This window comes from Zhouia spongiae, from assembly GCF_022760175.1.
GTDB lineage: Bacteria > Bacteroidota > Bacteroidia > Flavobacteriales > Flavobacteriaceae > Zhouia > Zhouia spongiae.
The window spans coordinates 746,063-768,308 of record NZ_CP094326.1 but is presented as its reverse complement, the minus strand read 5'-3'; the positions used below and the strand labels follow the sequence as shown (position 1 = coordinate 768,308).

Annotated in this window: 26 protein-coding genes; 13 read left to right on the top strand and 13 right to left on the bottom strand. The window is 37.6% G+C overall.

Annotated features, from left to right (window positions below; genetic code table 11):
- Positions 1-13: 13 nt before the first annotated feature.
- The 8 genes from MQE36_RS03375 to MQE36_RS03340 are packed head-to-tail and all read left to right on the top strand — an operon-like array spanning position 14 to position 9,448.
- Positions 14-541 (top strand): GIY-YIG nuclease family protein, encoded by a 528-nt coding sequence (locus tag MQE36_RS03375; RefSeq protein WP_242937763.1) that lies wholly within the window; start codon positions 14-16, stop codon positions 539-541.
- Positions 541-1,776 (top strand): DNA sulfur modification protein DndB, encoded by a 1,236-nt coding sequence (locus MQE36_RS03370; protein ID WP_242937762.1) that lies wholly within the window; start codon positions 541-543, stop codon positions 1,774-1,776. Before MQE36_RS03375 ends, MQE36_RS03370 begins: the two co-directional genes overlap by 1 nt.
- Entirely contained in the window at positions 1,773-2,930 is a 1,158-nt protein-coding gene (locus MQE36_RS03365) for a cysteine desulfurase family protein (protein ID WP_242937761.1), read from the top strand. The genes MQE36_RS03370 and MQE36_RS03365 overlap by 4 nt, the downstream gene beginning before the upstream one ends.
- Positions 2,923-5,127: a DEAD/DEAH box helicase family protein gene (locus tag MQE36_RS03360; RefSeq protein WP_242937760.1), complete on the top strand. Its 2,205-nt coding sequence runs from the start codon at positions 2,923-2,925 to the stop codon at positions 5,125-5,127. Before MQE36_RS03365 ends, MQE36_RS03360 begins: the two co-directional genes overlap by 8 nt.
- 10 nt (positions 5,128-5,137) lie before the next feature.
- Positions 5,138-5,368 carry a hypothetical protein gene (locus MQE36_RS03355; RefSeq protein ID WP_242937759.1) on the top strand — a complete coding sequence of 77 codons (231 nt, stop codon included), beginning with the start codon at positions 5,138-5,140 and terminating at the stop codon, positions 5,366-5,368.
- Positions 5,365-7,515 carry an AAA family ATPase gene (locus MQE36_RS03350; protein WP_242937758.1) on the top strand — a complete coding sequence of 717 codons (2,151 nt, stop codon included), beginning with the start codon at positions 5,365-5,367 and terminating at the stop codon, positions 7,513-7,515. Before MQE36_RS03355 ends, MQE36_RS03350 begins: the two co-directional genes overlap by 4 nt.
- 1 nt (position 7,516) lies before the next feature.
- Positions 7,517-8,035 (top strand): hypothetical protein, encoded by a 519-nt coding sequence (locus MQE36_RS03345; protein WP_242937757.1) that lies wholly within the window; start codon positions 7,517-7,519, stop codon positions 8,033-8,035.
- A 42-nt stretch (positions 8,036-8,077) separates the two neighbouring features.
- The gene (locus MQE36_RS03340; RefSeq protein ID WP_242937756.1) at positions 8,078-9,448 is read left to right on the top strand and encodes an RNA-binding domain-containing protein; all 1,371 of its coding nucleotides are present in this window, start codon (positions 8,078-8,080) and stop codon (positions 9,446-9,448) included.
- A gap of 9 nt (positions 9,449-9,457) precedes the next feature.
- Here MQE36_RS03340 and MQE36_RS03335 read toward each other — a convergent pair whose 3' ends face one another.
- The 9 genes from MQE36_RS03335 to MQE36_RS03295 are packed head-to-tail and all read right to left on the bottom strand — an operon-like array spanning position 9,458 to position 16,608.
- Entirely contained in the window at positions 9,458-9,829 is a 372-nt protein-coding gene (locus tag MQE36_RS03335; RefSeq protein ID WP_242937755.1) for a hypothetical protein, read from the bottom strand.
- A 7-nt stretch (positions 9,830-9,836) separates the two neighbouring features.
- Positions 9,837-10,667: a DUF4138 domain-containing protein gene (locus tag MQE36_RS03330; protein ID WP_242937754.1), complete on the bottom strand. Its 831-nt coding sequence runs from the start codon at positions 10,665-10,667 to the stop codon at positions 9,837-9,839.
- The gene (traM, locus tag MQE36_RS03325; protein WP_242937753.1) at positions 10,664-11,593 is read right to left on the bottom strand and encodes a conjugative transposon protein TraM; all 930 of its coding nucleotides are present in this window, start codon (positions 11,591-11,593) and stop codon (positions 10,664-10,666) included. The genes MQE36_RS03330 and traM overlap by 4 nt, the downstream gene beginning before the upstream one ends.
- On the bottom strand, positions 11,583-12,197 hold the full coding sequence (locus MQE36_RS03320; RefSeq protein ID WP_242937752.1) for a conjugal transfer protein TraK: 615 nt from the start codon (positions 12,195-12,197) through the stop codon (positions 11,583-11,585). Before MQE36_RS03320 ends, traM begins: the two co-directional genes overlap by 11 nt.
- 11 nt (positions 12,198-12,208) lie before the next feature.
- The gene (locus MQE36_RS03315; RefSeq protein WP_242937751.1) at positions 12,209-13,051 is read right to left on the bottom strand and encodes a hypothetical protein; all 843 of its coding nucleotides are present in this window, start codon (positions 13,049-13,051) and stop codon (positions 12,209-12,211) included.
- A 2-nt stretch (positions 13,052-13,053) separates the two neighbouring features.
- The gene (locus tag MQE36_RS03310; RefSeq protein WP_242937750.1) at positions 13,054-13,641 is read right to left on the bottom strand and encodes a type IV secretion system protein; all 588 of its coding nucleotides are present in this window, start codon (positions 13,639-13,641) and stop codon (positions 13,054-13,056) included.
- Positions 13,642-13,645: 4 nt separating this feature from the next.
- On the bottom strand, positions 13,646-16,048 hold the full coding sequence (locus MQE36_RS03305) for a TraG family conjugative transposon ATPase (protein ID WP_242937749.1): 2,403 nt from the start codon (positions 16,046-16,048) through the stop codon (positions 13,646-13,648).
- Entirely contained in the window at positions 16,041-16,319 is a 279-nt protein-coding gene (locus MQE36_RS03300; RefSeq protein ID WP_045802053.1) for a hypothetical protein, read from the bottom strand. The genes MQE36_RS03305 and MQE36_RS03300 overlap by 8 nt, the downstream gene beginning before the upstream one ends.
- A 1-nt stretch (position 16,320) precedes the next feature.
- Positions 16,321-16,608 carry a hypothetical protein gene (locus tag MQE36_RS03295; RefSeq protein ID WP_045802054.1) on the bottom strand — a complete coding sequence of 96 codons (288 nt, stop codon included), beginning with the start codon at positions 16,606-16,608 and terminating at the stop codon, positions 16,321-16,323.
- Between the two features lie 189 nt (positions 16,609-16,797).
- On the opposite strand from MQE36_RS03295, the gene MQE36_RS03290 reads away from it, so the two are divergent.
- From MQE36_RS03290 to MQE36_RS03270, 5 genes are all read left to right on the top strand, one after another.
- The gene (locus MQE36_RS03290) at positions 16,798-17,439 is read left to right on the top strand and encodes an N-acetylmuramoyl-L-alanine amidase family protein (RefSeq protein WP_045802055.1); all 642 of its coding nucleotides are present in this window, start codon (positions 16,798-16,800) and stop codon (positions 17,437-17,439) included.
- Between the two features lie 167 nt (positions 17,440-17,606).
- Entirely contained in the window at positions 17,607-17,927 is a 321-nt protein-coding gene (locus MQE36_RS03285; protein ID WP_045802056.1) for an ArsR/SmtB family transcription factor, read from the top strand.
- Between the two features lie 2 nt (positions 17,928-17,929).
- Positions 17,930-18,391: an SRPBCC domain-containing protein gene (locus MQE36_RS03280; RefSeq protein WP_045802057.1), complete on the top strand. Its 462-nt coding sequence runs from the start codon at positions 17,930-17,932 to the stop codon at positions 18,389-18,391.
- A gap of 10 nt (positions 18,392-18,401) precedes the next feature.
- On the top strand, positions 18,402-18,791 hold the full coding sequence (locus tag MQE36_RS03275; protein WP_242937748.1) for a DoxX family protein: 390 nt from the start codon (positions 18,402-18,404) through the stop codon (positions 18,789-18,791).
- A gap of 2 nt (positions 18,792-18,793) precedes the next feature.
- On the top strand, positions 18,794-19,372 hold the full coding sequence (locus tag MQE36_RS03270) for a YdeI/OmpD-associated family protein (protein ID WP_045802059.1): 579 nt from the start codon (positions 18,794-18,796) through the stop codon (positions 19,370-19,372).
- A 21-nt stretch (positions 19,373-19,393) separates the two neighbouring features.
- On the opposite strand, the gene MQE36_RS03265 is transcribed toward MQE36_RS03270, so the two are convergent.
- The 4 genes from MQE36_RS03265 to MQE36_RS03250 all read right to left on the bottom strand — a co-directional run bounded on the left by MQE36_RS03265 (position 19,394) and on the right by MQE36_RS03250 (position 22,239).
- Complete coding sequence (locus tag MQE36_RS03265; protein WP_045802060.1) at positions 19,394-20,056, bottom strand: ATPase; 663 nt, start codon at positions 20,054-20,056, stop codon at positions 19,394-19,396.
- Positions 20,040-20,792: a hypothetical protein gene (locus tag MQE36_RS03260; protein WP_045802061.1), complete on the bottom strand. Its 753-nt coding sequence runs from the start codon at positions 20,790-20,792 to the stop codon at positions 20,040-20,042. Before MQE36_RS03260 ends, MQE36_RS03265 begins: the two co-directional genes overlap by 17 nt.
- Before the next feature lie 4 nt (positions 20,793-20,796).
- Positions 20,797-21,081 (bottom strand): helix-turn-helix domain-containing protein, encoded by a 285-nt coding sequence (locus MQE36_RS03255; protein ID WP_045802062.1) that lies wholly within the window; start codon positions 21,079-21,081, stop codon positions 20,797-20,799.
- Between the two features lie 321 nt (positions 21,082-21,402).
- Positions 21,403-22,239 carry an RteC domain-containing protein gene (locus MQE36_RS03250; protein ID WP_045802063.1) on the bottom strand — a complete coding sequence of 279 codons (837 nt, stop codon included), beginning with the start codon at positions 22,237-22,239 and terminating at the stop codon, positions 21,403-21,405.
- Positions 22,240-22,246: the final 7 nt, after the last annotated feature.

The following is a 22,246-nucleotide window of genomic DNA, read 5'->3' as shown; positions in this document are numbered from 1 at the left end:
TGTTTTTAGCATTATGACAGGCAGCGCATTTTCATTAGGAGAAGAAGTAGAGTTAAGAAAAGTCGAGTACAAACTTCACGGAGAATTGTGGAAGAAATTTACCTGCACTGATTTTGACTTAAAGTTTGAGAATTGGATAAAAATAAAGTACCTGAATGAAAACGCAGATGATTTTGATGATGGTATTCAAGATGTTCCAAACGATAAAGGAGGGCTTTATATGTTTTATGTAAAATGTACAATAATTTCTGGAATAACCGAGTATCCGTTGTATGTTGGCAGAGCTCAAATAACTGAAAATCAAAATCTTCGAAAACGTGTCAAAGAATATTTTCAGAAATTTAGTAAGAGTAATGAAAGACCAAAACTTACAAGGATGTTCAATTATTGGAAAAATGACTTGCATTTGGCCTACTTTCCATTAGACGATAACGAGGATGTAATCAGTATTGAAAATCAATTCATTAACTCATTGCTCTTGCCAATGAATACTGAAATTCCTGATACTGAAGTTAAACAGGCAATAAAAGCATTCCAATAATGAAAATACCAGCATTAAAATCGAAAATAGGAGATTGGGATTATTATGTAACTACCCTGACTTTTGAACAAGTGAGTAAGTATGTCTCAAAAATTGATGAACAGCTGCATAAATCAGATTCACTGAAAGATTTGATTCAGAGAAGTATTACGAACAATTTTATAAGTATTAAAAGTTATATTCTCAATCAACCTTCTGTTTTTTTCAATTCCCTTGTGCTAGCAGTTTACGACGACTATCCCGATTGGCAAGAGATTGAGTTTAAGTATGATGATATGGAGACCTATAAAATGGGCTTGCTGGATTTTCCAAGTAATCATAAAATTTTTCCAGTCGATGGCCAACATCGAGTAGAAGGTATTAAGGCAGCCTTAAAAGAGAACCCTGAATTTAAGACTCATCAAATAGCTGCAATTTTTATTGGTCATAAAAATGATCCAGAAGGAAAACAACGGACCAGAAGGTTATTTACAACTTTGAATCGATATGCAAAACCGGTGAAATTGGATGATATTATTGCGCTAGACGAAGATGATTCGGTAGCAATAGTAACTAGATATATGCTAGAAGAGTATGATTTATTTACCGACAAAAGAGTGGTTTATGCAAAACAGAAAGCCATACCTAGTAGCAACAAAGAAGCCATAACATCTATTATAACCTTGTATCAAGCTAATGTTGAGTTGTTTAATGTTTATTTCCAGAACAAATTCAATAAAAAACCAACTAAAAGTAAGGTTGCTGAATATCTAAAATTTAGACCCTCTGATGATGAAATAGAAGAGTTTAAAGCTTTTTGTATTCAATATTGGGATGCGTTTAAAAATAATCTTTCATTTATATCAGATTACCTAAACTTAGAAGTTAATGCCGCTGCATCTTTTAGAAGCAGTGAAACAGGAGGAAATCTTCTTTTCCGTCCAATTGGTCTTATTCCATTTATCAAAGCGTGCTTAACAATTTATAAAAGGGAAGACAAGACCTTTGATGAGATTTTAGAAAGATTTAATAATATCAATTTTAATATAGATAGTAAACCCTGGCATTATGTTGTCTGGAATCCTATAGCAAAGAAAATGTTGATGAATTCCACTTCACTGACTTATTTGCTATTGATATACTTATATGATAGACAACTAATTCAAGGAAATGAATTGCAAAGGTTGAAAGAAGGATATGCCTCTAAAATTTCCTATGAACAGGATTTAGATAATGTTTTACAAGAAATCGAGTGAGCCAAAAACATAACATATCATACTTAGATTATAATTCCACCACCCCAATCGATCCAAGGGTGGTTGATGCAATGCTACCTTATTTAAAAGATAATTTTGGCAACTCAAGCAGCACCCATCATTTCGGACAAATAATAAGCGAAAACGTTAAGCAAGCCAGAAACCAAATTGCTCGATTTATAAAATCGGAACCTAATGAAGTTGTCTTCACAAGTGGAGCCACGGAAGCAATTAACCTCTCAATCAAAGGAGTAGCGGAGAGTTACAAAGACAAGGGAAAACATATTATCACAGTTTCAACCGAACATAAAGCAGTTTTAGACACTTGTGGGGATTTGGAAAGAAAAGGTTTTGAGGTGACATATTTGCCAGTTGAAGAAAATGGCTTGTTGAGTTTGGAGCTCTTGGAAAGCTCAATCAGACCTGATACTATACTTGTTTCTGTTATGTATGTTAATAACGAGACAGGAGTGATTCAACCAATCAAAAAATTTGCTGAGATAACCCACCAAAAAGGAGCTCTGTTTATGACAGATGCTACTCAGGCAGTGGGGAAAATTGCAGTTGATGTTAAGGAATTAGATATAGACTTACTTTGTTTCAGTGGACATAAGATGTATGCCCCAAAAGGAGTCGGTGCTTTATTCATAAGAAAGAATGATAAACGAGTAAATATTACACCCCAAACACACGGTGGCGGCCAAGAAACAGGTTTAAGAAGTGGGACACTCAATGTACCTGGAATTGTTGCATTAGCGAAAGCCTGTGAAATTTCTAGCCTTGAAATGAATGACGATAGAACAATCATTTCTGAATTGAGAGATAAACTGGAATATGAATTGTTAAGAATGCCCAATACAGCTTTGAATGGCGATTCAATTAAAAGAATTTATAATACAACTAATATATGCTTCAAAGAACAAGATGCTAATGTGCTAATTGGTAGAATGAGGAACATTGCGGTATCAAATGGTTCGGCTTGTTCATCAGCTATTTTCGAGCCTTCTCACGTTCTCAAATCGATGGGACTTAGTAATGATGATGCACTTGCTTCATTACGTTTTTCATTAGGAAAATATAACACAATTGAAGATGTAGAACTAGTTGTTGAGACCATAAGAAAACTAACTGAACCTCAATCAAAATATGCTTAAAGACTGCGAATGGTCAAAAGATCGAGATTATAAAACAGGTTCGGAAAATGAACCGCTTCAATTTTATTTAGACGGGTTGGCCAATAGCAATCAGTTTAGCTTATTGTTAGGCTATTTCAGTTCTTCTGCCATCAACCTGCTTTCCGTTGGTTTTGCCACCTTCATCAGTAAGGGCGGTAAGATGAAAATGGTTATAAACCATTTGCTTTCCTCAAAAGACAAAGAAGCGATTACAAACGCAAATAATGAACCTCAAAGTAAGGTTTTTGATTTAATGGATGTTGTTTCCTTGGGAAAAGTTTTGGATGAATATGATACTCATTTTTTTGAGTGTCTAACTTATCTCATTTCTGAAAAACGAATTGAAATCAAAGTGATTAAACCAAAAAATGGAAAAGGAATAGCCCATTACAAATCTGGAGTTTTTAGTGATGGACAAGATTCGGTAGGTTATAAGGCATCCTGCAATTTCACCCTTTATGGATTATCAGAAAATTTAGAGGAACTAGAAGCCTTTCTAAGTTGGGAAAATGGCAGATCAAACACCTTGATAAAAAAACAACGGAAATTGATTGATGCTTATTTTTCTGAAAAGGATGAAGACGTAGAGTATATTCCTGTGGACGAGATAGAAGTTGTACTTAAGGATAAGTTTGGTAAAAAAGATATTAACGAACTACTTGTTCAAGAAGAACAACTCTTAAAAAAGAAAAAAAGTCTCATCTCAAATCCTAAACTAAAAAAAACGATTACAAAACTTTTCAATCAAATCGACATCATTCGCAGAACACCTAAATTTCCTTATAAAGAAGGTCCTAGAGAATACCAGATTAATGCATATAATGAATGGGTTTCGAATAATCACAAAGGGGTTTTTGCAATGGCAACAGGGACAGGAAAAACAATCACTTCTCTTAACTGCCTTTTGAATGAATACAAAAGAACAAATGTCTATAGAGCCATTATAACAGTGCCCACTACTGCGTTAGTAGAGCAGTGGAAAAAGGAATGTACCAAGTTTAACTTCAAAAATATTATTACTGTAAGCTCTAAGGAAAATTGGGACAATAACCTTGCTTTCTTCAACACAGCATCAAAACTTATTGAAACATCCTTTGTTGTCATTGTTACATACGCTTCCTTGCCGAGAAAGAAGTTTCAGAGCTATTTTACCCAACTTCCTAATGATACTATCTTAATAGCAGACGAGGCCCATAACCTGGGTTCACAAGGCCTTCTGAGAATTTTACCAACTGTACATTTAGAGAAGAGGATAGGACTGTCTGCCACACCGCATAGAAAGTTTGATGAACTTGGAAACCAAGCCATTCAAGAATTTTTTAATGACGAACCGCCTTATATAGTTTCATATTCTATGGAAGAAGCCCTACAAATAGGATGGTTGTGCAGTTATACTTATTACCCGCACGTGGTTAAACTTACGGCTCGGGAATTGGAGGAGTATAGGAAATTATCCCTTCAATTATTGCGAATGGGAATGTTTGACAAAGAAACGGGGGCATTCAAAAGCAGTCCGGAAATTGAGAGATTGCTTCTTCAAAGAAAACGCATTATCCACAAAGCAGCCAATAAATTGGATGCTTTTAAAAAAATCCTTAACAACGAATATGATGAGCGTGGAAATCTAAAATATACGTTGGTTTATGTCCCAGAAGGAGTAGAATCAAATTTTGAAAATGCGGATTTTAGTATTGAAACAGATGAGGAAAACAGGTTGATAAATGAGTATACAAAAGCTGTTAGTCAAACCGACGATTCTATAATGGTAAAGCAATTCACTTCTAACTCTATTAATCGTGAAGACATACTGAAGAGTTTTGAATCTGGTAGTACTCACGTATTAACATCAATGAAGTGTTTGGATGAAGGTGTAGATGTTCCACGCTCAGAGTTAGCGATATTTTGTGCTAGCACAGGAAATCCAAGACAATTTATTCAACGCAGAGGAAGAGTTTTACGTTTACACGATGATAAAACCCACGCAATAATTCACGATTTAGTAGTAGTCCCAGAGATTGGCTCTGAAGAAAATACTTTTGAGATGGAAAAAGGATTGGTGAAGAAAGAACTCGAGAGAGTTGTTGACTTCGCCAATTTAGCGATGAATAAGTCTGATACCTACGGAACACTAAAGAATATTTTAGACTATTATAGTTTAAACCTGAACGATTTATAACATTACTCTTATGGCAAGAAAAGATACTATACTCAAAAATTTTTTAAACCACGACCTACTTGAATCGAAGTACGAACTTGATAAAACAGATTTACCAACTACGGTAAGGGAAGCTCTAGATTCAGACAAGCCGATTGTAAAGGCAATTGCTTTAATAGTTGAAGGACTAGATGGCACCGCACAAGTTACGGACTCAGTTTTAAGGAATCAAGTAACACAATTTCTAAACGAGGCCTTATGATTATCAGAAAGATTCAAATAGACAATTACTTATGTTATTATGACACTAATTCCTTTGTGTTGTCGGAAGGGTTGAATATAATTCTAGGCGAAAACGGGGAAGGAAAAACAAAATTTTTTGAAGCAGTAGATTGGTTATTCAACGGCGAGAATGAAGATCTGGAATTACTTGTTTCTGCAAAGAAATTAAGTGAAACTGAAATTGGCGAAAGCTTCAGGGTAAGGGTTTCAATGACTGTTGAGCAGTATGGCGATATCAAAATAATTACAAGATCCTTTGTTGCTAAAAAGGAGAAAGAAAATCAGTGTTCAACGTCAAGCTTTATGATCGAGGGTATTGAAGAAAATAGTTTGGGTGAGCGAAGTCAAGTTGATGGTACAACTCTTCTCGATAGGGTATTTCCTTTTCAAATCCGAAAGTACTCTATGTTCAAAGGTGAAGCAGATTTGAACATTTTTGAAAGTGACAATGCCCTAGTTAACCTAATCAACTTATTTTCTGAAGCAAAGCACTACGATAAATATTCAGAAAAAGGTGCTTTTCTCAGGGAAAAAGCCGAAAAAGCAGTAGAGGATTCTGCCAAACTTGACAGGAAAAATGCAAACCTTTACAAGAAACTTGAAGGAGAAATTTCACTTCTTGAAAAAGAGAAAGCGAAATTCGAGGTTCATTTAAATTCTACGGATGATGAAATCAGGAAAATTGAAGGGAACTTACAATTAGCAGAAAGTCACGTTAAAAATGCAGATGCTTTAGAAACTTTGAACAAACGGATTAAAGAAATCGAAGAAAAAATTTCTTTTCTCAACGGTAGAATTGATGAAAACTATACCACATCCCTGTTTGATGAAAATTGGATTCTAGTCAATTTCGAACCGTACCATAAAGAATTTGCTGAAAAGGTGTCTGAACATAGCAAAAAACGCAGAGAACTTCAATCTGAGTTTGACAAAGAAAAGGGAATTAAACTAGGTGAGAAAAAAGCAAAAGCAGATTTGCTTAATAATGCGGTTCCACTTCCTACCGGAGTACCTTCAAAGGCCCATATGGAAGAGATGCTCAACGATCAAATATGCAAAGTATGTAACCGTGAAGCAAAAAAGGGTTCTGACGCCTATGAATTTATGATGGAAAGATTAAAAACTTATCTAGAAAGTCAAGTTGCTAATGAAACTGATGACGAAGAGTATGAGCAACTTTTTAAGCTAGATTATACTAATAGGCTGGAGAATTTGAGCATTAGTCACGAAGACAATTTGAAAAATCTACGATCTATTAGAACTAATATTAAAGAACTCTTTGAGTTTAATAATGACAGGAAAAAAGAGATTGAAGAACTTAATGAGCAGTTAGAAAAGGAAAAATCAGAAAGAGAAAGAATTTTGGGTAATTCTAGCGTCGCTGAAGAAAAATTAATAGATGTACTTAAAAATTATAATGCTTGGCAAGATGATTTAAAAAACCGTAACAGGGAACAACTTAGATATACATCTGAATACGAAAAGCTTGAAGCTCAACTGAAAATAAAAAAGGAGGAAAAAGATAAAATTGATACTGACTCTGCTAATTCATTCTTGATTAAGACAAGAAATATATTACGAGATATTGAAACAATCTTTTTAGATACCAAAGAGAAAAAGTTTGATGAGTTTATTGAGAAGCTACAATCAAAGTCAAATCACTTTTTCAAAAAAATTAACATCGATGCGTTCACCGGAACAATTGTGTTCACAAGACGAAATAAGATTAGTCGAACAATAGTCGAAGTCGAGTTGCAAGAGGATGGAAGAGTTTTTTATAAACCAAATCAATCGCTGCTAACTTCAATGCACATCTCAATTCTTTTTGCTATTTCAGAATTGGCTACTGAAACAAAAGAAGAAAATTTTCCGATGATTTTTGATGCACCTACATCATCATTTGGGGAAAACAAAACTGCACAGTTCTTGAACTTAATTTTTGAAACCGAGAACCAAAAAATATTGCTCATTAAAGATTTTCTAAATAATGATAAAACGACCAAAGCACTTTCAATCAAAAATGAATTTGAGAATGTTAGAAGAGATAAAGCTTTTTGGGTAAAACTAGAGAGGCCTTTTGATCCAAATAATTTGAAGACAATTAACACACAAGTAATTACACTATAGGATGAATAATTTATTTGAAAAATGGAAAACTAAAATTCCAAAATACAGTGAGGTACATAAGGACTTGTTTGCTTCACTTTCTCAAAAGTTTGGAGCCGAGGGTGAAAAGAAGATTAATTTTGGGAAGCATTTCAGTACTAACTACGAACTATATACCTATGCCTTTTTTCTAGGTCTCTACAACGATGAATATAGTCCAATTCCTGATAATGAAAAGAAAACAGACTTTAGCCATCATATTCAGCATTGGGGGAGCAAAAGTTCCGCTATTCGTAAAGACTTTACCAACTTACAAGAGAATATGTTTATTGCATTAATCGCAAAAACAGATATAAACTTGATAGACTTAGAGAAGGGGGAACTTGATGAAGATCAAGCAATCAAATTAATTCTGAAAACAATGGAATCATACACAAATGGAGGTCTTATCCTTATCAAAGAAAAGTTAGAGGAAAATCCGAATTATTTTTTACAGCCGACCTCATTTTTAAATTTGATTTTAGAAGAAAATGTAGCATAATTTTATGTGCCTACAAAACTTTAAAGACACACTGTTACTAAAATGCCAGAAACAAACCGTATAGAATACAAACGAGTACTGTCCGATGGGCTTGAAAAAGAGGTTATTGCTTTTTTGAACTATCGTGAGGGTGGCATTCTCTATATCGGTATTGACAAAAACGAGAATGTTTACGGTTTGGTAGATTCGGATGGCGACCAACTTAAAATTAAGGATAGGCTAAAGAACAACATCCGACCTTCCGCATTGGGTCTGTTTGACATTGTTAGTGAAGAACGAGAATGCAAGGATATCCTTAAAATCATAATAGCAAGCGGTCCCGAAAAACCCTATCATCTCAAAAAATATGGGATGAGCGAAAAGGGGTGTTTTATCCGTATGGGTTCATCTGCAGAACCGATGTCCCAAAAAATGATAGACGAGCTCTTTGCCAAGCGTACCCGAAATTCCATTAGCAAAATTAAAGCTGGTAGGCAGGACTTAAGCTTTGGCCAGTTGAAAATCTACTACGAAGAAGCTGGCTATAATTTGGGCAAAGCCTTTGCAAAGAACCTGGAACTGCTTACCGAGGATGGCGCATTCAATTACGCCGGCTATCTTTTGGCCGATAAGAACAATACCTCTATTAAAGTGGCCAAGTATTCAGGCAAGACCCGAACAGACCTCATTGAAAGCAACGAATATGGTCACGAATGCTTGGTAAAAGCGACTAAGCAGGTGATTGATAAGATTGCAGTAGAGAATAGAACCAACACAAAGATAACCGCCAAAGAACGGCAACAGACCAATCTTTGGAATCCCATTGCCCTACGAGAAGCCATCATCAATGCTTTTGTGCATAATGACTATACGAACGAGATTACCCCAAAGTTTGAAATCTTTGCGGACAGGATAGAAATTACATCAGCTGGCGGACTTCCAGAAGGTTTGAGCAAACAAGAGTTTTTTGAGGGTTTTTCTGTACCGCGCAATAAAGAACTGATGCGTATTTTCAAGGATTTGGAACTGGTAGAGCAACTGGGGTCTGGTATTCCTCGTATTTTGGAACACTATGGCAAAGAGAGTTTTAGCTTTTCTGATAACTTTCTTAGAATGACATTTGTAGCTAAAGAGACTACTATTGATGAAGATGGTCAAGTAGGTGGTCAAAAAGGTGGTGTAATAGGTGGTGTAATAGGTGGTGTAACAGATGCTGCAATTGATGCCGCAACTATACTTACCAAAAGACAAAAAGAGGTACTTAAACTTATAGCTGCAAATCCTTCTATCACATATAATGAAATAGCTGAAGCTTTAAGTATTAACGAATCTGCCGTTGGTAAGCATATTACAGCTATTAAGAATAAAGGTTTTTTAGAGCGCCACGGCGATACAAGAGGCTATTGGGAAATCAATCTCGATAAAAATAAATAAATACGCTTTTCAAAAAGGCGATTTGTCTTTTGAACCTCTGGCATCTGCCAGCCACTTACCGTTTTGCTTAACCAGCTTAAAGAGACCTGGTGTTTTATCGTAAGCCGTAGTATATTTTACCCAAGCCACATCGCCCATAATGGTGTCCTGCAAAACAGTAAACTTGGAATCATCTTTTGGCGTAGCGTTGAACATATTTATAGTATTCATATAGTTTGAATACGCCTGTGGTGTCGAGTTGGCCTTTAAGGCTTCTTTATCCTTTTCATAAAAGCTTTCGATAACAACTTGGGCTGTAGCACTTGGTCCTGAAACTTTAGTTGTGGAATCAGCACACGAAAGGAACAGCAGTACGAGCAATAAAACAACAATATTTTTCATAATGACTTTAATTTGGGTTATTGATATATCGGTGCGATAGCTTCATTTCAATATTTCGTTCACCATCCTTTTCATTCAGTTCTAAAATTGCCCTACGGTCATTGGATAATGAAAATTTTGGCAATACATAAACAAGCCGTACCGTTTCACCTTCTACAATCTTTGAAGGCAGATTATGTTTGTAAATCGGCTCTTGATACAAACGTTGTAACGATTTCCTTTTTCCTTTTTGTCGTGTTTCAATCGAAAGGTTCAAGAAATTCAAATCGTAATCCAATGTAGAATTGTTCTCAATCTGGATGACGAAGTACAGTTCTTTTTTATCAAAAACGATATTCTCAACACTTACAACAATTCCTTCATTTCGCTTTTTGATTCGACCTATACGCTGTTTCCTATTGAGAAGATACGAGCAGAATTTTTGGTAATGATATGTTCTGTTGTCTATCCGTACTTCAGAAGATTCAGCAAGAATTGAATCGGTTGCAATCGGTTTTTCATTCCCGATACTACTTGATATCGGAATAAAATAATTGAGCTTAGAAAGCTGTTTTTTATACCTTACAATATACGAAAAAATCGAACCATTTCGGTTGACTACCAGCAAATTACTTTCCTTTCCTGGCTTGGCTTGCAACAAGCCGAAATACTGTTCTTTCTCACGGTTGTAGGTAAAGACAAAATTATCTGAACCAGTTATACCTTGCCGAATAGGTTCTGGGAAGAATAACGCAACATTCTTGGTGTCGTTTGCATAAATGGTATCTAATTTTATAGTGGTCTGCGCTTTCGCGAAAGCGAAAATAAATATGGTCAATATGGAAATTATCACTCTCATAACTTTGGTTTTAGAATTAATCTGTAATTGTTCAGGACGGTTACTTTCACCCTTCGGTTAGAACGCCTGAATACTTGTGTAAGTCCGCCGACTTGTGGTACGCTGGGAATATTAATATCACCAATAACATCATCATATACCTCTCTGGTTACCTCTTCCCTAAAGTTGTTTTCGACATAGATGCCCTCACTACCGTCTTGTAAATCGAAGGCTTTTAGTTTGGTCGGATGGTGCTTAATGTTTTCAATCTCAATCAAGGCACGATTAGGCTGAAAACTAATAAAGCCGAAAACTGGTGTGTTCTTTGGCATCAGTTTACCATTGATAGTTGCCGATTTGGTTAGGCGCATCCGTAATCGGGTATTTGCTTGAACAATTTGGTCACCATCTACGACCACATAAATCGTTTCATCAGTATTGCCGATAATTGAAACTTCATTGGGTTTAGGTGAAGCTGCAAAGAATAGTTGATGTTCCAGGCCCAATTCCTTGGCTTCAATTTTTTGTTCTCTTTTAACTTCAGCAGAATCCACCTTTGGTGCTGTTTGTTGTACAACTCGCTTATGTCCCAAATTTTGGTAGCGTTTTTCGGAATACTTTATCTTGCCAGCCTTGTAAATGCTATCCACAATGCGTTGCTTTTTTTGTTCGGGCAAATCGGGATTATACAGTCCCGTAGAATCCAAGAGCTTTTCATCGTAGATGCTCGGTGCGGTGCTTTCACGCACTTCCTTGAGGTCGTTTATGGCATCGAGTTTGGAATCGTATTCCTTTTGGTCATCTTCCAGTTCAGGAACAAGCGTCTGTTGCAAGGTGTCTTCATCATTGTCCTCATCTTCCATAAGCATCACTGAATAGGAAATGAGGAAGAGGAAAATGATGGCAAGTACGCCAGCAAAAATGATTTTATTCTTTTCAACTTTCATCGTTAATCTTTTTTAAAGTGTTTTCAAAATAATTGGTAATCAGTAATCCGTGTGGATTGTTGGGAAAGTTTCGGTCTACCATAATCAAGTTTCCAGTAGATACCAATTCGTAAGTGTCAATGACGGATCCACGGTTAATTTCGAAAATGGTAACGGTTCGGAAGACGTAGCTTCCGTTTTGTTGCTCAACTTGGGAATCGATACTTAGCACCTTTTGAACCAATGAATACTGCAACAATCGGTTATAAACACCATCAGCCTTTTTCTGACGGTAGAGATTATCCACTGAGCTGTTGGCCAGCCAAAGAGCCTTTTCCAGATTGCGCTCATAATTGCTCGCATCAATATTGTAGAAATACGTGTGAAACAGTTGCAGGTGGGCCAATGCTTCCACCTTGAAATTCTCTTTTTGGGTAACGAGCTTGAGCGGAATAATTGTGCCATCAGTATTGATTGCAAACGCGCTGTTGAGTGAATCCTGTTTGGTTTTAAAAGCCATCCAAATAGCAAAGCTGCTGGACAGTAACGAACAAACTACAACAGCCAAAACAATAAACCGATTTAGTTTTAGAACGTTGTATATGTTTTTGTAAGGTGTTTTCATTCTGAATGGAATTAGTTGGTAAACAATCTGAGGGTAAACGAGGTGGCACGGCGATATAGTTTGAATTTCAGGAACACGATAAACCCTACTGAGCCTAATTGTACTACAGGTGCAAAAAAGCCCTGGCCCGTGTCAGTTCCGAATAGGTTGACCCAGAAATTGGTGTTGATTTCGGTATAAATGGCATTGACAAATACATTGACAAGAAAAAATGCTGGCACGAGCATATAAACGGCAGCGTACAATTTAAAGAAGGTATAGGCGAGCGAGCGAAACTTTTCAAATACGGCAAGGCTAATGACCAAAGGAAAAAAGGCTTGCATTATTCCCAAAAGGAAAAAACGCTCTGCCAAGAATAGCGGATAGATGAACAAGTCCAATATCCAGAGTATGGTACTTAATATGAAGGCCAAAATTTTGAACCCAAACAATGGTGTTACCAACGCCTCATACAAAAGTGTCATTGCCGAACTTGCCGCATCAAAAAGACTTACATCTTCCTCTAATGGTATATCCTGCATCTGTAAGGGCAGCAACGCGGGTGCAGTTCCTCGATACTGTCCTTCGATGGCCACTAAAATCCCATCGAAAAACCCTAATACCTGCGTTGAGAATATGACCAAAAGAACGATGGCAAAATTCTTTGCCAATTCACCCGGACTCAATCCCCAAGTGTAGCCGTCTTTATCGGCAACGCCTTCGTTGTATTTTTTAAGAATATTGACCAAGAAAAATAGGACAGCGAGCGTTTTCATTCCGGCAATGGTATATTGCGAAAAGTCGCTGGCCTGTATGGTCTGGAACACCGTATCTACATATTCCAAGCCAATTCCTAAAATGATGGTCGCGGTCATTTTTAATATCCTGTTTCTCGATTATTGACTTTATCCTGCATTTTTCTGAAAGAAATAATATCACGATAGCGTTTTGTTTTCATAGTGATATTGGATACCATCTGCTTCGATTCCAGTTCTTTTGCTTTCAGTATTTCGGCACGTTCGGCATCACTCATTTTTAAGTAATCGCTGGACAGGACTTCATCTATAAAATCCACCGTGTCCAGTGAATTTTGTACAATGGTTTCGAAAGAGCCCATAACCCTGTCAATTTCCTCGGGTTTGATATAGGGCGAATTGAGAATATCCTGAAGGTCATTCTGCATTACATTGATGAGGCGTTGATTATTATCTGCGATTTCCTCAACGGCTCTTAACTGTTGGACAACGCTCGATACTTTCTCAATAGCTTCTTTGGCATCCTTCAAGAACTTCACGGACTTAATCATTTCCGCCGTCTGCTTACCGGATTCCAATAGCTGTTTTACCAAGCTGATGAAGTTGGTATTGTCATAAACTGGCATTCCCTGAGCGGTTGCACCGCTGGGCATTAAAAGGGCTGCTGTCATAGCCAACCCAAATAGAATTGATTTGATTTTTGTTTTCATAGCATTATGTTTTTGATGTGAATTGAATGATTGCTTTTTCCATATCCTGATGCTCGTTATAGAGCTTCATTATTTCCTCATTTTCCTTTCCATCCGTTAAGTAGGCTGCATAAACTTCCTTTGGAACTTCCAACCGGAAGATGTTGCTTTCCTTACCAATTTTGATAAACATTTCGGTGTACTTCCGTGGTCCGGAAAGATTGTTCTTGATAGACTTTAACTGGTTCAGGTCGTGGCTGGAAAGGTTGAGGCGTTTGACCAATTCATCATAACCCTTTTCATTGTTTAAGCTGTAAATGACCTGTGTATTTTCCAGAATACTGGCCGATGTGGAATTGTTCGGCAGCTGATTGATGGACTGCAAAATGATACCGATGGCACCATTCTGTTTACGGATGGCTTGATAGTAGAACTCTACACTTTCCAATACGTTGTCAAACTTCAATTGCTTGGCGAACTCATCGAAGAGTATGATGCCTTTTTCAGCCCGATTTCGCCAGATGGTTCTTTGGATAGCTGACTTAATAAGTTTAAGCATCACGGAAAGGATTTCCTTGTTGTCCTTTACTTCATCCAGCTCAAAAACAATCAATCGCTTATCCTCGATTTTGTAAGTCTGGTCTTCGCTCACCTCGAACAGAAAGCTGTATAGACCATCGCCGACATACTCTGACATTACGTGCAAGAAGCTCGTTACATTAAAGTAGTCGGGATGGATTTTAAGGTCGTTCAGAATATCTTTCTGATGCCTTTCTATAAAATTGTAGAAACCTTCGAGCGAATGATTTTCCGAAGTGCTATCGTAATAATGACGCAGTATTTTTTTGACCGAAACGGATTGTGCTTTCGTCACTTTTAAATCTGAAGCGAACAGTTCAAACAAGAACACCGATAAGTCTTCAAGGCGTTCTGGTGTGAGGTCATTTTTATCGCTTATGAAGAATGGATTGATACCCAAATTCTTTCCACTTTCATATCGAAGTACAGTGTACTTTTCAGGATAGAGCTTGGCGAATTTGGTGTACGAACCACCTAAGTCGATGATGACCAGGCGAACACCACTTTCAAAATATTGGCGCAGGATGTTATTGGCCAAAAAGGATTTGCCTTCACCTGTTGGGGCGAAAATGGCAAAGTTTCTTGCCTTAATGCGCTTTTTGCGTTCATCCCATACATCCTTTAATACAGGAACGTTATGTTCTCTATCATTAAAGATGATTCCGGTAGCATCGGATTTGTAATTTGTATTGTTGATGAGTAGACACAGCGCGTGCTTTAAATCCGTTACATATAAATCATTGTTTGAGAAGTTGGAAGAGAAACAGCAGAAACTATTTAGAATGTAATTTTTTCGTTCTTCACCTCTCGGATAGTAAGGGATGATATCCAATTCCTTAAACTCGGTCTTGATTTTTGAGGTAATTGAATCGAGACTTTTTTTGTCATTTGCCCAATAGACTACATTCAAATGACCACGAATTATCCGCGCATTATCGTCGGCATTGATTTGGTCAAGTATGTGCTGAATTTTACCCAACACCACTTTATTCTGCGAACCGAAGTTTGAACTTTTGTTCAGTTCTTCGATTTTCTTATCGAGTAGTTTGCGCCATTTCTGTTTGTCATCCAGATACAGGATCTGGTTGACAATATGGTTCTCATTCAGCGTAAGCCCTAAGCCATCAATAAACCCTTGATGAAACACAAAATCGTCAGAAGTGAATTTCTCATTGGTCTTGCTACTCTGCACACTTTCGCCAAAGCACAGTTCGCTGTTGACGGCCAGGGCATTAAAATGATTGTCACCAATGGTGACGTTCTTTTTTTCCAGTAAGATATCGGTATCAAATCCCTCGCTGAATCCGTTGAAATAGTTGGTGGTGAGCTGCTGTATTTCTTCCGCTTGAAGCGGAACAAAATGCATCTTTCGGCTGTTGTTGATGAACGATACCGAATCACTTACCGCATTGGCGAATACCTTGATATTATCATCCATCTGCTGAACAATCCCTTTGGAAACCTTACGGAATGGATTGACATATTTTGGATTGTTGAGTGCCTTGTTTTTGGTCAGGATGAAGAATAGATAGCATTGGTGCTCAATGTACCCTCGACCTTTAAAATGGTTATGGGTAGCTTTTTCTAAAAAGGATTCGCTGGGCAGTTGCTCTGAGGAATAGGACTTCTTTAAGTAGATATCCTGCTTATGGACAACCGTCCCGACTGGTAATGATTTCAATGCCTGAAACCAGGCACCGTGGATGTCTTCAAAATCCCTTTCAGATAAGGAATAGATTTCAGGCAGATTCCCTTTATAGCACAACACCACATTACCATTATTGGCAAAGACGATATTATCCTGAATATCCGCAATGGGTTGATATGCCGACAGGTTCATCTTATTCATAATCGAAACCTGAATTACGCTTGTTGCTGATGATTTTTGGAAAGGGATTACCCACTTGAAACATTTGAGGACTTTTGGCGATTCTCGTCAAAGCGACATATAGACTACCATTAAAGACCATTAAACCGATGATAATGCCAAAGCTGAAGGAAAAGATGATAATGAGCAGTGATGCCAAAATGGATACCATCATCAAGGCAAACAGGGAAAGGGGCAAGCCAAAGATGACCGCACGTTTCCGCATATTTCTATAGACTTCATACCGTTTCATCTTATACTACAATGCCTATTAGATAGGTGAAGATTCCAACGACTGCACCAGCAATTAGCACAAAGACCAATACACGGGTAATCCCTTTTTTAAGGTCTGCGTTTTCACCAAAGAAGTGACCTGCATTAAACAGGAAACCTATTAGAAAGATGACACCCAATATAATTGGGAAAATAGTTCGGATGGTGTCGGAAACATCGTTGACAGAATCTTCAATACCACCAATTTGTGCAAAAAGCGAAGTGGATAAGAGCGAAAGAACGCCTGCCAAATAATATGTTTTTTTCATAACGAGTGGGTTTAAAATTTTGGTTCATTTTCGTTATGGGAAATTTACATATATTTGAACATAAATAACTGTAAATCAAATATATGTGAATAAAATATTATTTGATATTGTTTGGTTTTCGTTGCTGTTATTTGGCATCAAATTCTATGGAATTTTGAAGCCGAACTGTTGAAAACCTAAAAGTTGAAAATGAAAAAGTGGCTCAAAAACGTCAGTTTTGTGATTTTACTTCTCAAAAGTTGCATCCTTTTTGGGCAGGATTTGGACGCAAAGAAAATTATCGTAATTGACCCTGGCCACGGCGGAAATGATTCTGGTGCGATTGGGGTAAATAACTTAAAGGAAAAGAGTATAACCTTGGAAATAGCAAGGTCGATTTCGGAATTGGCCGAGAAAAACCACAATAAAACTGTGGAAATTTATCAAACTCGTTATAGCGATACCTTAGTTTCTTTAAGTGATAGGGCCAAGCTGGCTAAAGGTCTAAATGCAGATTTGTTCCTTTCCCTACATTGCAATCATTCCGATAATCCAGATGCAAGAGGTGTAGAAGTCTATGTGTCCAATCAAAGTTCGAGATTTTTGGATGAAGCAACTTGGTTTGGCTTTCAATTGCAAGCTGACCTGAATGAGAAGTTGGGATTTGAAAGTAGAGGCGTAAAGTTTGCCAATTTTCAAGTGCTTCGGGAAACTACGGACTTTATGCCATCCGTTCTATTGGAATTGGGGTTTCTGAGTAATGAAGATGAGAGGCGTTACATTTCAAATTATACACACGCTGGGCTCATTGCCGCAATTATATTATCATTAATAATAACATTAGAATTATGAAAGAAATATTTATCAAGGTAGTTTCAAGTGTAAAGGAAATAATAACTGAGATGTTTTTTGCGACAAAGGTTCTCATCGCTGATTTAAGAAAACCAAAATCAAATTGAAGCTGAAAAATTTGCGCAACCAAATAACTGCGTTTATATTTGCAGTCAAATAACTGCGTAATGAAATTGAGACGAGATGTTTTCCAGGCCATTGCCGACCCTACAAGAAGGGCGATCATCACTTTGGTGGCCGCCAATGCGATGACACCATCTGCCATTGCCGAAAATTTTGACTATTCCAGACAAACCATTTCTAAGCATATACAGATCCTTACTGAATGTGAGATTTTAGAACAGGAACAGAAAGGCAGGGAAATTTATTATCAACTCAACCCAAACAGAATGAAGGCAATAGCGGAATTCATTGAACCTTTCAGAAAGTTGTGGGACGACAGATTTAATAAACTTGAAGAAGTAATGAAAAAACACCAACCAAAATAAATATGGAACAAAAAACAAATGTAATAGCTGAAGAAGGCAAGCAAGAGATTTTAATTACAAGAGACTTTGATCTACCAGTAGAACTTCTATTTAAAGCATATACCGAACCAGAGTTCATCGAGCAGTGGATGGGTACCAAAGTGTTGCAGTTCGACTTCCAAAAACACGGAAGCTACCAATTTTTAACTACTGACTCTAAAGGCAACAAAATCAGATTCAATGGTTCGATACACGACTTCATAACAAATCAAAAAATCATAAGGACTTTTGAAATGGAAAATATGCCTTTTGGCGTTCAACTTGAAATTTACGAATTCGAGAAATTGACAGAAACTACCAGCAAACTACAGCAACAAGTTATCTATCAATCCGTAAACCACAGAGACCAAAACCTAAAGCTTCCATTTAAGCAGGGACTCAATATGGCGCACAATCGAATGGAGGAAATATTAAAATCAGAATGAACATTGGCATATGAAAAAACGGAACAAAATAATCTACTGGATAGTAACTGGTTTCCTTGCCTTCGGAATGACCGCTGGTGGCGTTCAACAATTTCTTCAGATAGGCGGATATATCGAAATAATCCAGAATTTAGGATACCCGAAGTACATATTACCAGTTTTGGGAATCTGGAAGATATTAGGGGTCATCGCGATCTTGATACCCAAATATTCGCTTCTTAAAGAATGGGCCTATGCTGGCTTTTTCTTTGCGATGTCCGGTGCCGCGGTCTCACACTTTGCAAACGGGGAACCCTTTACGGAGGCTTTGCCATCACTTGTGCTGTTGCTCGTAACCATCCTATCTTGGTATTTTAGGCCAGACAGCAGGACAATTGTTTCATTACAAAAATCAACCTAACTATGGAAAAAGTTGACCGATATATTGAAAAAGCCAAGAAATGGAAAGAGGAATCAAAACTGCTACGGAAAATTTGTCTGGACTGCGGACTCGATGAGGATTTTAAGTGGATGCATCCCTGCTATACCTTCAAGGATTCCAACATCGTACTCATTCACGGGTTCAAGGAGTATTGCGCATTGCTATTCCACAAAGGTGCTCTTTTAAAGGACACCGAGAATATTTTGGTTCAACAGACGGAAAATGTCCAGGCTGCCCGACAGCTTCGTTTTAAGAATTTAGAAGAAATCGAGGAGCAAAGGAAGATTATTAAAGAGTATATCTTCGAGGCCATCGAGGTTGAAAAAGCAGGTCTGGAAGTCGAAATGAAAAAAACATCTGATTTTGAATTGGTGGACGAACTAAGAGATGCCTTTGATGCAGAACCAGAATTTGAAAAAGCATTCTACGAACTAACACCAGGCAGGCAAAGAGGATATTTACTTCACTTTTCTGGAGCCAAGCAATCCAAGACCAGAACATCAAGGATCGAAAAAGCTAAACCGAAAATTTTTGAAGGGAAGGGTCATAATGAACGGTAACAAAGTTTAATCGAAAATAAACTACTTCCTTTTGTCCACAGCTTTTGTATCAAAAGCAATCAAATTAAACAATTCTCGCATCCGACTACGAACCCGATTACCATAGCGTTCTTCCAGTTCTTCGGCGTTGAGATTGGTGGTGGCGTGGGTCTTTATTTTCCGTTTGGTGTCGAGATAGAGTTCGTATCGAGAGAGTAAAACCTCACCCATCACATTGAGGTCTTTACCGTAAAATCGGCCAGCAGGTTCAACACCCAAATCGTCAAAACAGTAGAATTTGGTATTACCATATTCCTCGACGGTTTTAAAACCCAAGTGATTGAAGCTGAAAGTTACATTTCGGCAGGGAATCATTTCGTAAGGTCTTTGCAAGGGCACAATGTGGCGCAGCAATTTCATCAAACTGGTCTTACCGCATCCTACTGGTCCAGAGAGTAAAATACCTTTATCTACATCAATTTCATATTTATCACAGTTTTCCTTATCTCTTATAAAATATGAGCACAGCTTTAAAATAATGGGTTTATCTTCATCATAAATCCTGAACTTTTTACCAAACAGTAACTTGCCCTTGGCATTCAAATAAATCAGGATTTTCGAGAAATCATACAGTACGCTTTTCCCATCAAATTTGCCCAGCGAGTATTCCACGCCGCCTTCTATGATTTTAGAGGGGTTGTCCATAGTCTTTCGATTTAGTGGTTCGCAAGTTGTCCTTGATTTGGGACGGTCGTTTTTTGTTTGGTTTGTTTTCCAATTCAAAAAGTTCGGTTCTGTCCATCCAATTGATGGCCACAGCTCGCCAATCGCGAATTGGTTCGCCATTTCCTGTTTGCCAATAACGGTCAGCATAGTGCTGATAAAACTTTTCAGCTTCAGCTTTATCAAAATTCTTTTCTTTAAAAAAATCAACGACAGCCAGACAGTCCTTTGGCTGTTTTATATAGTTTTCCTGTTTGATATTGTTTGTATTAGATACCAATGCTTGTCCATTTGTGGGACGGTGTCGGTACACCGCCTGTTCATTTTTGGGATGGTGGTGTCCCTCAAGCGGTACACCTCTGGGATAGTACTGTTCCGCAAGCTGTTCCAATATGGGATTGTACTGTCCCGAAACAGGTTCATCACTTGTACCGATAATGGACATCTTGATTTTACTGCCCTTGTATGGATTGTTGGACGGGAAATAGGATAGATAATCCCACGAGTGAAGTTCTGTAATGCATCTGTGATAGGTAGATTTTGACCCAATCTTGGCCACGCGCATCAGTTCCCTGCGGTTTACGTAGAACTCATCCATAAAGCGACAGCTGTTCCATTCTTGGAACAGCGCCATATACAGACTGATATGGGTAGGATTTAGGCGGTCATCAAAATAGAACGTTTCAAAAGCCGCGTTGAGTAGCTTTATGTAGTTCATAGTTTCAGGAATTTAACCCGTGGTGTACACGGTTGGCATCCATTACCTTTTGAATTTCCTCGGCATCATAATAGATGATTCCGCCTACCTTAGTGTATGGCAAGGTGCCATTGATGCGAAGGTTTTGAAGTGTGCCCGGACTCACTTGAAGCAAATCCATTACTTCGGAAGATTTAAGGTATTTCTTGATTTTTCCAGAAGCTTGTTTGGACAATAGATTTTTAATGTCATCGAGCAATTCCATTTTGAATTCCCGAAGGTCGTCTGTGGTGATAATGCTTGTTGGCATAATAGAACGGTTTAAAAGAAAGGGACTATCGCATTGCTTTCAACTAATTTGATAGCCCCTGACCTGATTTGACTTTCGTTCTACAAATTTGATATGGATTATCGGATTTTCTTCCCCAGTACGACCGTACTACGGTGAAAATTTAACATCTTGAAATTTGGTTTGATTTGGTGCTGTGTAATGGCCCTAATGCCGAAACTTGCACCCAAAAGGAAATAAATTTTATGCAAAATAGGCTGAAAACCAAATCACCGTAGGTCAACCGTAGTACGGTAATTTTTTAACATTTAGATTTGATGGATAAACGGCTGGTAGATTCTATTATTTCTCGCTTTTATCCATTTCAGAAAGAAGGGAAGTGGACAGCTCATCAAGGAAAAGCGTTCGGCTTTTTTTCCTGTATTTGATGTCTTGATAGGTTTTATAGATGTCTTTCGGTTCAACATCGAAAATCTGGCTCAAATAATCTGAAATTTTAACAATACTCAGATTGTTTTTAGCGCCAAGCCCTTTGGCGTGAAGCGCATAAATGAGTTCCACATAGTCTGTATTGCTGAACGGCCAATGCATTTTTTCGGTGTTAGATAAGGAAATCTCATTTCCATTCAACCCATTCTTCAATCTTTTTTGCTTATCCGCTAAGTATTCGGTTAGGGACTTGTAGGCATTGTACTTGCCGAGCAACATATCTCGTGCTGTGCAAAATTCCGGGTCTTGAAAATAGAATTTGGAAAGTGTGATATGATACCCATTGAGATAATCACGAGTGTAATATTCTTTGTCAAAATGCGTCTGCCCTGATTCAATGTATCTTCCGAAGTCCAGATTGTAGAGAAAGAATCGATTGAGTTTGTTGCTTTTCTTTTTGATGGATTTAAGCTGACTTTTTAAGTCGATTTTCGGAAACTGGATTTCAAACGAATGGATTTCGGAATAGTAGATTAACTCAACGAGAGGGACTTGTTTGGTTACTTTAAAAAAATGGATTTCGTCTTGAATGGATTTGAAGCCTTGCGACAGAACCTCTTTTTTCAGCGTGCTCAATGAATCACGGCAGAGCCCAATGGAACGGTGTGCCCTTTCAAGGATGCTCTTATTTTGAAGTTTTATATCATCAAGTTCTTTTTTTAGTCGCTGAGTTAATAATTGAAAGTCCATAAGCAGG